A 12,622-nucleotide genomic window follows, 5' to 3' on the forward strand; every position below is an offset into this window, starting at 1 on the left:
GCCCGTCCGCTCGCCCGTTCCTCGCCGTCGCCGGCTGTCGGCCACCCGCCGCACCCCGTCACCGGCCGCCCTCCGTCCGCCGAACGTCGCAGACCGCCCCGCCCGCAGCCGGTCCTCTTCCCCTTCCCCCGCCCGACGCCTCCGCTTCCCCCGCCCGGACCCCTCCGTCCTCGCTTTCCCTCATTTCTTCCTCTGCGGAAATAAATAAGGAGCCTCTCATGTCCACTGCCACCCGCACCGACCTCACTGTCACCAAGATCGGCGGCCGCATAGGCGCCGAGATCGGCGGGGTCCGCCTCGGCGGCGACCTCGACGCCGACGCCGTCGCAGGCATCCGGGCCGCGCTGCTCGCCCACAAGGTCGTCTTCTTCCGGGGGCAGGGCCACCTCGACGAAGACGGGCACGAGGCCTTCGCCCAGCTGCTCGGCGCGCCCGTCGCGCACCCCACCGTGCCCTCCGCCGACGGGCGCTACGCGCTCGGCATCGACTCCCACCACGGAGCCCGCGCCAACCAGTGGCACACGGACGTCACCTTCGTCCCGGCCTACCCCGCCTTCTCCATCCTGCGCGCCGTCACCATCCCGCCGTACGGCGGCAACACCCTGTGGGCCAACACCGCCACCGCCTACGCCGGCCTGCCCGAGCCGCTCCGCGTCCTCGCCGACAGCCTGCGCGCCGTGCACTCCAACGAGTACGACTACGCGGCCCTGAAGCCCGACGCCCTGCCCGAGGCGCTCGCCCAGTACCGCGAGGTGTTCACCTCGACCAAGTTCCTCACCGAGCACCCGGTGGTCCGGGTCCACCCCGAGACCGGCGAACGCACCCTGCTGCTCGGCAACTTCGTCCAGCGGATCAACGGCCTCACCGGCCGCGACTCGCGCCTCCTCCAGGACCTCTTCCAGGCCCACATCGAGCTCCCCGAGAACACCGTCCGCTGGCAGTGGCAGGCCGGTGACGTCGCGATCTGGGACAACCGCGCCACCCAGCACTACGGCGTCGACGACTCCGACGACCACGAGCGCACCCTGCGCCGCGTGACCGTCGACGGCGACGTCCCCGTCGGGCCCGACGGGGTCCCGTCCCGGCTGATCAGCCCGGAGTCCGTGCCGGACCCGGCCTTCGGCATCGCCTCCGGAGCCTCCACCTCCGAAGCCTGAGCCGACCGGCCCCGCACGACCCGTCCCACCCCACTCTCCCCGTCAGCCAAGGAGCGCTCCGTGCCCAAGCTGCTCGCCCTCACCGGCAGTCCGTCCGTCCACTCCCGTACCGACGTGGTCGCCGACCACGTGCTGCGCCGCCTGAACCACGCCGGGTACGAGACCGCGCAGCTCGCCGTCCGGGAGCTCCCCGCCGCCGATCTGCTCGCCGCCCGCCGCGGCGAGCCGGAGATCCGCCGGGCCCTGGAAGCCGTCGCCGAAGCCGACGGGATCGTCATCGCGACGCCCGTCTACAAGGCCTCGTACACCGGTCTCCTCAAGGCCTTCCTCGACCTGCTCCCGCAGGACGGGCTGGCCGGGAAGACGGTCTTCCCGCTGGCCACGGGCGGCAGCCTCGCCCACGTCCTGACCATCGACTACGCCCTGCGCCCGGTCCTCGCCGCGCTCGGCGCCCGGCACGTCACCGCCGGCCGCTTCGTCCTGGACTCCACCGTCGAGCGCGGGGCCGGCCCGGACCGGCTGCGGCCGGAGGCGGAGCTGGATCTGTACCAGGCCGTCGACGAGTTCGCCGAGGCCCTGCGCGCCGCCCAGGCCGCCGCGCTCGCCACCGCGAGCTGATCTCCGTACGGCATCACCCGCCCGACCCGCCCACCCCGCCCGACCTGCCTGACTCGCCCGACCCGGATCGACAAGGAATCGCCATGTCCGCAGCCTTCACCACCACCCGTACCTCCCGACGCCAGTTCCTCACCCTGCTCGGCATCTCGGCGGCCGCGGTGAGCTGCGGGACGGCGACCGCCTCCGGCTCCCGGGGCGAGCAGGTCACCACCCTGAAGTACCAGGGCAACGTCGGCGCGGTGAGCCTGCCCGAGCTCGCCGCCGACCTGGGCTATCTCGGCGACCTGACCCTGGAATGGGTCGGCAACACCATCAGCGGCCCCCAGGACATCCAGTCCGCGGCCACGGGCCAGACCCACTTCGGCGGCGCCTTCAACGGCGCGATCGTCAAACTGGCGTCCAGCAAGGCCCAGATCCAGGCCGTCACCTCCTACTACGGCTCCGACAAGGACACCTACCTCGGCTACTACGTCCTGGAGGACAGCCCGATCCGGTCCCCCCGGGACCTGATCGGCAAGAAGGTCGGCATGAACACCCTGGGCGCCCACGCCCAGGCCCTGCTCGACATCTACCTGGAGCGCAACGGCATCCCCAAGGGCGACGCGGCCAAGGTCGAATCGCTCGTCGTGCCCCCCGTCAACACCGAACAGGCCCTGAGACAGAAGCAGATCGAGGTCGGCGTCCTCAGCGGCGTGCTGCGCGACAAGGCCCTGGCCACGGGCGGCATCCGGCCGCTGTTCAAGGACTTCGAACTGCTCGGCGCGTTCAGCGCGGGCTCCTACGTGATGACGAAGAAGTTCATCAAGGAGAACCCGGACACCGTCCGCACCTTCACCACGGGCGTCGGCAAGGCCATCGACTGGTCCCGCGCCACCCCGCGCGAGGAGGTCATCGCGCGGATGACGGAGATCGTCAAGAAGCGCGGCCGCAACGAGGACACCTCGACCCTGCAGTACTGGCGCTCCTACGGGGTCGCCGAGCCCGGCGGCCGGATCGCCGACAAGGAGTTCCAGCTGTGGATCGACTGGCTGGGCGAGCGCGGGGAGATCAAGAAGGGTCAGCTCAAGGCGGCCGACCTCTACACCAACGAGTTCAACGCGTCCGGGAAGGGCTGACGGCACCATGGCGAAGATCGTGTTCGAGTCCGTGACGAAGACCTTTCCGACGAAGGACAAGAAGAAGGAGTTCACCGCCCTCGACGGCATCGACCTGGAGATCGGTTCGGGGGAGTTCGTGGTCGTAGTGGGCCCCAGCGGCTGCGGCAAGTCCACCCTCCTGGACCTGCTCGGCGGCCTGACCCCGCCCACCTCCGGCCGGATCCTGCTCGACGGCAAACCGGTCACCGGGCCGGGGCTCGACCGGGGCATCGTCTTCCAGCAGTACGCGCTGCTGCCGTGGCGCACCGCGCTGGGCAACATCGAGTTCGGTCTGGAGGCCACCGGCGTCCCGCGCCGCCAACGAGCGGCGAAGGCAAGGGAGTTCCTGGACCTCGTCGGTCTCACCGGGTTCGAGGACCGGCACCCGCACGAACTGTCCGGCGGCATGCGCCAGCGGGTCGCCATCGCGCGCTCGCTCGCGTACGACCCGGACGTGCTGCTGATGGACGAGCCGTTCGCGGCGCTCGACGCGCAGACCCGCGAGTCCCTCCAGGACGAACTGCGGCGGATCTGGCAGAGCACAGGCAAGACGATCGTGTTCATCACGCACGGCATCGAAGAGGCCGTGTACCTCGGGCAGCGGGTGGCCGTCATCACCTCCCGCCCCGGCCGGGTCAAGCAGGTCGTCCCCGTGTCGTTCGGCGACCGGGCCACCGGGGCCACCGGTGAAGACCTGCGCTCGAGCCCGGAGTTCGCCCGCTACCGCCACGAGATCTGGACCCTGCTCCACGACGAGGTGGCCCGAGCCCAGCAACTGGAGAAGGAGGAGGTCGCCGTATGAGCACCACGGTGGAAGCGGCGGTGCAGGAGGCGGTGGAGGCGACGGCGGTACGGACCCTCGCGCCCGAGGCGGTACGGACCCCCGCGCCGGCCCCCGTACGGGCACCGGCCACGGCGCTGGCCCTGCGCGTCCTGCGGGGGCTGCGGGCGGCGGCCCTGCGCTCGGCGGCGATCCTCGCGCTGCTGGCCCTGTGGGAGGCGGCGCCGCGGCTGGGGCTGGTCGACGCGACGTTCCTGCCGCCGGTGAGCGAGGTCGCCAAGGCCTGGTGGGAGCTGCTGGGCAACGGGCAGCTCGCCGAGCACAGCAAGGCGAGCCTGGCCCGCTCCTTCGGCGGATTCGGCATCGCGGTGGCCGTCGCGGTCCCGCTGGGGCTGCTGATCGGCTGGTACCGGCCGGTGGCGGCGCTGCTCGGGCCGCTGCTGGAGGTGTTCCGCAACACGGCGGCGCTCGCGCTGCTGCCGGTGTTCGTCCTGCTGCTGGGCATCGGGGAGACCTCGAAGGTCTCGATCGTCGTCTACGCCTGCGTCTGGCCGATCCTCCTCAACACCATCAGCGCCGTGGGCAACGCCGACCCGACCCTGGTGAAACTGGCGCGCTCGATGGACCTGTCCACCCCGAAGCTGTTCCAGAAGGTGATCCTGCCCGCATCGGTACCGGTCATCTTCACGGGCATCCGCCTGGCGGGGGCCGTCTCCATCCTGGTCCTGGTGGCAGCCGAGATGATCGGCGCGAAGGCGGGCCTCGGCTACCTGATCAACGCCTCGCAGTTCAACTTCGCGATCCCGCAGATGTACGCGGGCATCGTCACGATCTCCGCGATCGGCCTCGCCTTCAACCAGATCCTCGTCACGATAGAACGCCGCCTGAGCACCTGGCGCGTCCCGTCCTGACCCCGGGCCCTCGGCCCTGGCTCCGGCCCCGGCCCTGACCCCGGCCTGGGCCCCTGGCCAGGGTCGGGGCCGCCTGCCTCCGGTCCGGCCCGGGAGCCCTGACCAGGGTCCCGGGCCACCGCCCTGACGCCCGGCCTTCGGCCCGGCCAGGCCCCTCGGCCTCCGGTCACGGCCCCCGGCCTCCGCCATGCCCCCCGGGGCCCCGGGCCGCTTCGGCCCGCTCCCTGTTCCCGGCCCCCGCCCCGCGGGGCCCCCGTACCCCGAGGACACGACATGACCGCACCCCGGACCCTCCACCTCAACGCCTTCCTCATGAACGCGGGACATCACGACGCCGCCTGGCGCCACCCCTCCAGCAGCCCCGAGCGGATCACCGATCTGCGCTACTTCCAGGAACTGGCCCGCACCGCCGAGCGCGGCCTGCTCGACTCGATCTTCTTCGCCGACGGGGTCGCCCTCTGGGGCAAGGCCCGCTACAACGCCGTCGGCGGCTTCGAGCCGCTCACCCTGCTCTCCGCGATCGCCGCCGTCACCGAGCACATCGGGCTCATCGCCACCGTCTCCACCACCTTCAACGAGCCCTACAACCTGGCCCGGAAGTTCGCCTCCCTCGACCACATCAGCGGCGGCCGCGCCGGCTGGAACATCGTCACCTCCGGCAGCGTCGACGAGGCCCGCAACTTCAACCGCGAAGAGCACCTGGAGCACAACCTCCGCTACGAGCGGGCCCGGGAGTTCCTGGACGTGGCCACCAAGCTGTGGGACAGCTGGGAGGACGACGCGATCGTCCTCGACAAGGAGCGCGGCGTCTACGCCGACACCGACAAGCTCCACCCCGCCGCGCACCGCGGCGAGTACTTCGGCGTCGCCGGCCCGCTCAACGTGCCCCGCACCCCCCAGGGCCACCCGCTGCTCGTGCAGGCCGGATCCTCCGAGGACGGCAAGGAGTTCGCCGCCCAGTACGCCGAGGCCGTCTTCACCGCCCAGCAGACCCTCGCCGACGGGCAGACCTTCTACAAGGACCTCAAGTCCCGCCTCGCCAAGTACGGCCGCTCCGAGGACGAGCTGCTCGTCCTGCCCGGCATCGCCCCCGTCATCGGTTCCACCGAGGCCGAGGCCAGGGCCCTGGAGCAGGAACTCACCGAGCTGCAGATCCCGGAGTACGGCCTCGCGCAGCTCTCCAACGTGCTGGGCGTGGACCTCAGCGGGCTGCCGCTCGACGGCGGGCTGCCCGAGCTGCCCGAGGAGCGGGACATCAACGGCAACAAGAGCCGCTTCACGCTCGTCGCGGAGCTCGCCCGCCGCGAGGGCGGCCTGACCCTGCGCGAGCTGATCGCCCGCCTGGGCGCGGGCCGCGGCCACCGCGTCTTCGCGGGGACGCCCGAGCAGATCGCCGACCAGCTGGAGGAGTGGTTCACCCAGGGGGCCGCCGACGGCTTCAACATCATGGCTCCGGTGCTCCCCACCGGGCTCACCGACTTCGTCGACCAGGTCGTGCCGATCCTGCAGCGCCGCGGCCTCTTCCGCACCGAGTACACCGGCAGCACCCTGCGCGAGAACTACGGCCTGGCGCGCCCCGCCAACCGCTACACCGCCGCCGCCGCGGCAGCCGCAGCGGCCGGGCACGGAGCCGAGGCGTGAGCGAGCACGTGGCCGACGTGCTCGTGGTCGGCGGGGGCCCCGCCGCCGCCTGGGCCGCCCTCAAGGCGGCCGGGGCCGGGGCCTCCGTGGTCCTCGCGGACAAGGGCTACTGCGGCACCAGCGGGGCGACCGCCGCCGGCGGCACCGGCGTCTGGTACGTCCCGCCGGAGCCCGCGGCCCGCGAGGCCGCGATGGCGAGCCGCGAGGGGCTCGGCGGGTACCTCGCCGACCGGCGGTGGATGTCCCGGGTCCTCGACGAGACGTACGACCGGATGAACGAGCTGGCCGACGAAGGGCGTTACCCCTTCCCGACCGGCCCCGACGGCCGGCCGCTGCGCAACGGCCTCCAGGGACCCGAGTACATGCGGCGGATGCGCATCAGGATCCGCCGCGCCGGGGTCCGGATCCTCGACCACAGCCCGGTCACCGAGCTGCTGACCGACGCGGACGGCGCCGCCGCGGGCGCCGCCGGCTACCGCCGCCAGGCCGGCGAGCCCTACCGGGTCCGGGCCGGCGCCGTCGTCCTGGCCACCGGGGGCTGCGCCTTCCTCAGCGGCGCGCTCGGCACCAACACCAACACCGGGGACGGCGCACTGTTCGCCGCCGAGGCGGGGGCCGAGCTGTCCGGCATGGAGTTCTCCAACTCCTACGGGATCGCCCCCGAGGGCACCTCCGTCACCAAGACGGCGTTCTACTCCTTCGCGTCCTTCTACCGGGAGGACGGCGAGGTCCTGGAGGGCGCCGCCAGCCTCGGCGGCCGCTCCGCCATCGCCCGCGAACTCCTCACCGGAGCCCGGGTCTACGCCCGCCTCGACCGGGCCGACGCCACCGCGCAGGCCGCGATGCGGCTCGCGCAGCCGAACTTCTTCCTCACCTTCGACCGGCTCGGCATCGACCCCTTCACCGACCGCTTCTCCGTCACGCTGCTGGCCGAGGGCACCGTCCGCGGCACCGGCGGGATCCGGATCGCCGGGGAGGACTGCTCCACCACGGTCCCCGGGCTGTACGCCGCCGGGGACGCGGCCACCCGGGAGGAGATCTGCGGGGGCTTCACCGGAGGCGGCAGCCACAACGCCGCCTGGGCGATGTCCTCGGGCAGCTGGGCGGGGGCCGGCGCGGCCCGGTACGCCCTCTCCCTCGGTTCGGGCCGGGCCGCCTTCCGGCCGGTCACCGGGGCCGGCGGGGCGGGCCTGCGGCCGACCGGGGACTCCGGGTCCGCTGCCGGGCCCGGCGAGGCACGGGAACTCGTACGGCTCGTCCAGGAGGAAGTGCTGCCGTACGACAAGAACTACCTGCGGCGCGGCTCCGTCCTCGGAGGCGCCCTCGGCTCCCTCGACGAGGTGTGGGCGCAGCTGCGCGGCTCCGTGCGCGGGGAGGGTGCCGGGCTGGTCAAGGTCCGGCAGGCGGCGGCCATGACGGCGCACGCCCGCTGGATGTACGCGTCCGCGCTGGCCCGTACGGAGAGCCGCGGGATGGCCCGCCGGCTCGACCACCCGGGGCAGGACCCGGCGCAGCACCACCGCATCGTGACGGGCGGGCTCGACCGGGTCTGGACGCGACCGGCGGAGCTGGTCGCATGATCGAACTGGTTTCGGCCGAGCGGTGCATCGCCTGCGACAAGTGCGTGGAGGTCTGCCCGACCGACGTCTTCGAGCGGGGCCCGGAGGGCATCCCGCTGCTGGCCCGGCAGGAGGACTGCCAGACCTGCTTCCTGTGCGAGGCCAACTGCCCGGTGGACGCGCTGTTCGTGTCCCCGCTGACCCGGCCGGTGCCCGAGGACCCGGCCGTACGGGACGTGGCCGGGCTCGCCGGCCGCGGCCTGCTCGGCAGCTACCGGCGGGAGATCGGCTGGGGCGAGGGGCGCACGCCGGGCGCCCTGCGGGCGGTCGGCCCCTCGCTCGGCCCGGCGGGCGGCGGCGGGACGGCGCCGCCGATCACCTCCTGAGCGAAGGGGCCGTGCCCCGGGTCGGACCGGGTCAGACCGTAAGGACGATTTTCCCGCGGGTGCGGCCCGTGGCGCTCAGCTCCCAGGCCTTCGCCGCCTCGGCGAGCGGCAGGGCGTGCTCCACGTTGACCGTCAGCTTGCCCTCGTCCGCGAGCTCGGCCAGGAAGGTCAGGTCGGCGGTGTCCGGGCGGACCCACAGCTGGTGCGCGCCCTGGGCGGCCGCGGTGTAGTCGGCGATGGAAACCACCCGGTGCTCCTCCCTGACCAGGGACCGGAGCACCGGGATGACGTCGTCGCCGAAGAAGTCCAGGGCGGCGTCCACCCCTTCGGGCGCCAGCTCGCGGACCCGGTCGGCGAAGCCCTCGCCGTACAGGACCGGCTCGGCGCCGAGCGAGCGCAGGTAGTCGTGGTTGTGCGCGCCGGCCGTGCCGATGACGCGCAGGCCGAGCGCGACGGCGATCTGCACGCCGAAGGAGCCGGTGCCGCCGGCGGCGGAGTGGATGAGCACGGTCTCGCCGGCCTTGAGGCCCACCCGGGTGAGCGACTGGTAGGCGGTGAGCCCGGCCAGCGGGATGCCGGCGGCCTGCTCGAAGGTCAGCTCGCGCGGCTTGCGGGCGAGGGTGCGGACGGGGGCGGAGACCAGCTCGGCGTAAGTGCCCAGCTCCACCCACTCCTTGCGGACGTAGCCGTACACCTCCTCGCCGACGGCGTAGTCGAAGGTGTCCTCGCCGACCGCCTCGACGACCCCCGCGACGTCCCAGCCGGGTATGACCGGGTAGCGGACCTCGAGGATCGAATCGAGGTATCCGGCGGCGAGCTTCCAGTCCACCGGGTTCACGCCGGCGGCCTTGACGCGGACGAGGACCTCGCCCGGACCGACCTTGGGCTCCGGAACCTCGGTGAGGGCGAGGATGTCGGGCGTTCCGTATGCGGTGTATGTGATGGCCTTCATGATCTTTCCAACAGGCCGTCGGGGGAGCGTTGTTCCGGGTTTCGGCGATCTTCTTCCGGAACGGCCCGTTCCCGGGAGGGGCCGCTCAGGCGGGCAGGGTGTTGCGGTGCGAGCTGCGCCGGGCCGCGCTGAACAGGGCCTGGATCTGCGCCCCGGACTGCTCCACGTCGTCGAGCGGGGAGGGGAAGGGGATCCGTACGTCGTGGTGGCCGCGCCGTTCCTCCAGGCGCAGGGTGATCCCGTACCGGTCCATGGCGAGCGGCAGCGCGCGCAGGACGGCGGACCCGGCGCCCGCCTTCGGCCGCGCCTCCGCCGCGGGCTGCGGCCGGACCAGGCGCAGCAGGAGGGTGACGAGTTCGGCGTGGTCGTCGAGGAGATGGGTGAGCATCCCGGCCTCGTAGGGGGCGAGCGGGTCGACGCGGGCCGCGTCCAGCTCGTCGAGGCCGACGTACGAGCGGGCGCCGTCGGCGGTTTCGAGGACGGCCCGGCCGAACTCCATGCAGGTGGATCCGGAGCCCTCGTCCGCGGATGCGGCGAAGGGGGTGAGCAGGCGGCCGACGAGGGTGACCCGGGCGCGCACGCGGTCCCGCACGGGAGTGGGCGCGACGTCCGTGAACTCCAGCCGGATCGCGGGGCGGTGCTCGTCGCCGCCGCCCGGTTCGGCGGGGTGCAGGTGCAGCCGGCCGAGGGGGTCGGTGCCGTCGAGGTGGCGGATCTCCGTGCGCTGCCCGTCGGTGACGACGGTCATGGAGTGGGCGGCGGCCAGGACGGACCGGATCCGCTCGGCGTCGGTGGGCAGCAGCAGGGGCAGGTGCATGTGGATCTCCGTCGTCCCGAGTGGCGAGATGGCGCGTACTTAGGTATGCCTAACCTAACCTACCGGGCGGGTGAGGGGTAGTCGGAGGGGCTTCCCGGCTGCCTCGTGTCGGTGTTGGGCTGAACGGGTGAAACGCGAGAGGATGGGGGGATGCACATGAAGCGCAAGGCCGAGGCGGCCTGGTGAGCAGGTACGACGTCACCGACGAACAGTGGGAGGGGCTCGCGCAGGTGGTCCCCCTGCGGAGTCGCAACGAGTGGCCCTCCCGGGTGGATCACCGCACGATCCCCACGGTTCCCGGGGCGTCCGCGGCGGAGCAGCGGCGCTTCGTGGTGATCCGGGTCCAGGTCTTCGCGGACGCGCGGGAGGTGGCGGAGTACCTGATCGCGCAGATCCCGGTGCTGCTGGACCTCACGGGCGCGGACGGCGAAGTCGCCAAGCGGATCCTGGACTTCAGCAGTGGCGTGGTCTTCGGCCTGGGCAGCGGGATGCACCGGGTCGACCGCAACGTCTTCCTGCTGGCGCCCGTCGGGACCGAGGTGGAGGGGATCGCGGCCGCGGCCGTCCCCCGATCGTAGGAAGGTCCCGCGGGCGGAACGGTTCGCCGGACCCACGGGGGGTCCGGCGGCCCGTACCGTCCCGCGCATGACCTCGCGCCTCGCCCCCTCCACCACACCGGCCGCGCCCTCGGCCGCGCCCGCCCCGGCCGCGCCCTCGGCCGCGCCCGCCCCGGCTTCGGCTTCGTCCGTGCCCGCCCCGGCTTCGTCCGTGCCTGCCGCCGTGGCGGTCGGCTCTGCCGATTCCCTTGCCTCCGCAGGGCCTGATGGCCCCTCGGCTTCCGGGATGGCCACCACCTCCGGGGGTTCCGCCGTGCTCGCCGATCAAGGGTTAGGCGTGAGCCGGTGCGCAGCTCCGGCTGAGGCCCGGGCCGCGGTTCCCGCCCAGGCCGTTGCTCCGGCCCGGGCTTCGGGGGCGGCCCCGGCGCAGGTTCCGGCCCAGGCTCCGCCCGCCGCAGGCGCCCCGCATCTGCGGCCGGCCGTGACCGAGTTGCGGCTCTCCGCCTACGGGGCGCACCGCGGGGCCCGGTTCGCGCTCGGGCCCGTCACCTTCTTCGCCGGGCCGAGCGGGAGCGGCAAGTCCCAGGTGCTGGAGGCCTACGGGGCGCTGGCCGCCCTGGGCGCCGGGGCCACGCTGGAGGAGGTGTTTCCCGATCCGCGGGCCCGGATCCCCGACCGGGCGGCGCCCGACGCGGAGCGGCGGCGGGGGTTCCGGATCGGCTGTACGGTCGACGGCCCCGCCGGGCCGGTCCGGCTCGACCTCGCCGTCCAGGCGGAGCCCGCACTGCGGATCGTCGGCGAACGGCTCTCGGTGGACGGGCAGATCCTCCTCGCCACCGCACTGCGCGACCCCGGGCGACGGTCCGTCCAGGCGGCCTGGCTGACCGGGGGATCCACCGGGGTCACCCGGGCCCCGCTGCCCGACGACCGGCTCGGGACCGCGCTGCTCCCGCTGCGCGTGGCCGGGGCCACCGAGGGGCAGCGGCAGGTGCTGGCCGCCGCCGAACAAGTCGTGGTCGCGCTGCGCTCGGTGTTCCCCTGCGACCCCCGCCCGGAGCGGATGCGGGAGCCCGTCGCGCCGGGGGAGGGGAGGCTGCTGGCCGACTGCGCCAACCTGGCCGACGTACTGCGCCGGACCCGCCTGGAGTGCGGCACCCGGTACGGGCTGCTCACCGGGGCCGCCCGGACCGGGTGCGCGGGGTGGGTGGCCGGACTGGACGTACGGGCTCCCGAGGGCGGCCCGGTCACCGGCCTGCTGGACCGGGGCCCGTCGAGGCCCGCCACCGAGCTGGCCCGGCTGGGCGCGGGCGAGCTGCGCTTCCTCGCGCTCGCGCTGGTGCTGCTGACCGGGCCGGGTGTCCTGGACGTGGATCCGGCGGCCGAACTGCCCACCGCGCGGCAGGCGCTGGCGGTGCTCGCGGACGGCTTCGACCGGGACCTGGACGGCCGGCAGACCGACGAACTGCTGCGGCTGGCCGTACTGGCGTGCGGGCGCGGGCAGGTCAGGCTGGCCGCCTCCGCGGGCGAGGCCTGCGCGACGGCCGCCCGGGGGGTCGCGGGGATCTCGGTGGTAGACCTGGGTGCATGAGCGAAGAGCGTGGAGTGAGTGGAGTGACCGGGGAAGAGAAGGGTGCCGGCGAGCGGATCGACCTGCTCCAGCGGCGGCTGGCGGAGTTCGCGGCGGCGCGCGGATGGGAACCCTTCCACACGCCCAAGAACCTGGCGGTGGCGCTGAGCGTCGAGGCGTCCGAACTGGTGGAGATCTTCCAGTGGCTGACGCCCGAACAGTCCGCCAGGGTCATGGAGAAGCCGGACACCGCACACAGAGTGGCCGATGAGGTGGCGGACGTACTCGCCTATCTGCTGCAGTTCTGTGAGGTTCTCGGGGTCGATGTGCTGGATGCGCTCGCCGCGAAGATCGACCGGAACGAGCTGAGGTTTCCCGTCCCGGGCACTCCGGGGGCGGACCGTCACTCTTCGGAGTGATGGCGATATCCACAACCATCTTCGGTGTCCACAATTTCCGAATACCCCTGGCTTTACCGGCCCGTTGCCCTCACTCTGGGTAGTGGAGAGAACGGCAAGATGTCGTGCGGACGGGGGACGG

At 73.2% G+C, this 12,622-nt stretch carries 13 protein-coding genes; 11 read left to right on the forward strand and 2 right to left on the reverse strand.

Annotated features, from left to right (window positions below; all coding sequences use genetic code 11):
- Positions 1 to 218: 218 nt before the first annotated feature.
- From ACFRU2_RS19980 to ACFRU2_RS20015, 8 genes are all read left to right on the forward strand, one after another.
- Entirely contained in the window at positions 219 to 1,157 is a 939-nt protein-coding gene (locus ACFRU2_RS19980; RefSeq protein WP_250742896.1) for a TauD/TfdA family dioxygenase, read from the forward strand.
- Positions 1,158 to 1,217: 60 nt separating this feature from the next.
- Entirely contained in the window at positions 1,218 to 1,775 is a 558-nt protein-coding gene (ssuE, locus tag ACFRU2_RS19985) for an NADPH-dependent FMN reductase (protein WP_382973749.1), read from the forward strand.
- Positions 1,776 to 1,858: 83 nt separating this feature from the next.
- Entirely contained in the window at positions 1,859 to 2,890 is a 1,032-nt protein-coding gene (locus ACFRU2_RS19990; RefSeq protein ID WP_382973751.1) for an ABC transporter substrate-binding protein, read from the forward strand.
- A 7-nt stretch (positions 2,891 to 2,897) separates the two neighbouring features.
- The gene (locus ACFRU2_RS19995; protein ID WP_382973754.1) at positions 2,898 to 3,713 is read left to right on the forward strand and encodes an ABC transporter ATP-binding protein; all 816 of its coding nucleotides are present in this window, start codon (positions 2,898 to 2,900) and stop codon (positions 3,711 to 3,713) included.
- Complete coding sequence (locus ACFRU2_RS20000; RefSeq protein WP_382973757.1) at positions 3,710 to 4,603, forward strand: ABC transporter permease; 894 nt, start codon at positions 3,710 to 3,712, stop codon at positions 4,601 to 4,603. The genes ACFRU2_RS19995 and ACFRU2_RS20000 overlap by 4 nt, the downstream gene beginning before the upstream one ends.
- Positions 4,604 to 4,876: 273 nt before the next feature.
- Positions 4,877 to 6,244 carry an LLM class flavin-dependent oxidoreductase gene (locus ACFRU2_RS20005; protein WP_382973759.1) on the forward strand — a complete coding sequence of 456 codons (1,368 nt, stop codon included), beginning with the start codon at positions 4,877 to 4,879 and terminating at the stop codon, positions 6,242 to 6,244.
- A complete protein-coding gene (locus ACFRU2_RS20010; RefSeq protein WP_382973762.1) occupies positions 6,241 to 7,824 on the forward strand; it encodes an FAD-dependent oxidoreductase in 1,584 nt (527 codons plus the stop codon). The genes ACFRU2_RS20005 and ACFRU2_RS20010 overlap by 4 nt, the downstream gene beginning before the upstream one ends.
- The gene (locus tag ACFRU2_RS20015) at positions 7,821 to 8,189 is read left to right on the forward strand and encodes a 4Fe-4S binding protein (RefSeq protein WP_382973765.1); all 369 of its coding nucleotides are present in this window, start codon (positions 7,821 to 7,823) and stop codon (positions 8,187 to 8,189) included. Before ACFRU2_RS20010 ends, ACFRU2_RS20015 begins: the two co-directional genes overlap by 4 nt.
- Before the next feature lie 31 nt (positions 8,190 to 8,220).
- On the opposite strand, the gene ACFRU2_RS20020 is transcribed toward ACFRU2_RS20015, so the two are convergent.
- Both ACFRU2_RS20020 and ACFRU2_RS20025 read right to left on the reverse strand, forming a co-directional pair.
- A complete protein-coding gene (locus ACFRU2_RS20020; RefSeq protein WP_382973768.1) occupies positions 8,221 to 9,141 on the reverse strand; it encodes an NADP-dependent oxidoreductase in 921 nt (306 codons plus the stop codon).
- 85 nt (positions 9,142 to 9,226) lie between these two features.
- Positions 9,227 to 9,958 carry a DUF2470 domain-containing protein gene (locus ACFRU2_RS20025; RefSeq protein WP_382973771.1) on the reverse strand — a complete coding sequence of 244 codons (732 nt, stop codon included), beginning with the start codon at positions 9,956 to 9,958 and terminating at the stop codon, positions 9,227 to 9,229.
- A 182-nt stretch (positions 9,959 to 10,140) separates the two neighbouring features.
- On the opposite strand from ACFRU2_RS20025, the gene ACFRU2_RS20030 reads away from it, so the two are divergent.
- The 3 genes from ACFRU2_RS20030 to ACFRU2_RS20040 all read left to right on the forward strand — a co-directional run bounded on the left by ACFRU2_RS20030 (position 10,141) and on the right by ACFRU2_RS20040 (position 12,501).
- Positions 10,141 to 10,536 carry a cell division protein SepF gene (locus ACFRU2_RS20030; RefSeq protein ID WP_250742110.1) on the forward strand — a complete coding sequence of 132 codons (396 nt, stop codon included), beginning with the start codon at positions 10,141 to 10,143 and terminating at the stop codon, positions 10,534 to 10,536.
- Between the two features lie 460 nt (positions 10,537 to 10,996).
- Complete coding sequence (locus tag ACFRU2_RS20035) at positions 10,997 to 12,103, forward strand: ATP-binding protein (RefSeq protein WP_382973775.1); 1,107 nt, start codon at positions 10,997 to 10,999, stop codon at positions 12,101 to 12,103.
- Complete coding sequence (locus ACFRU2_RS20040; RefSeq protein ID WP_382973777.1) at positions 12,100 to 12,501, forward strand: nucleotide pyrophosphohydrolase; 402 nt, start codon at positions 12,100 to 12,102, stop codon at positions 12,499 to 12,501. The genes ACFRU2_RS20035 and ACFRU2_RS20040 overlap by 4 nt, the downstream gene beginning before the upstream one ends.
- Positions 12,502 to 12,622 lie beyond the last annotated feature (121 nt).

The organism is Streptomyces sp. NPDC056883 (genome assembly GCF_042788835.1).
Classification (GTDB): Bacteria; Actinomycetota; Actinomycetes; order Streptomycetales; family Streptomycetaceae; genus Streptomyces; species Streptomyces stoeckheimensis.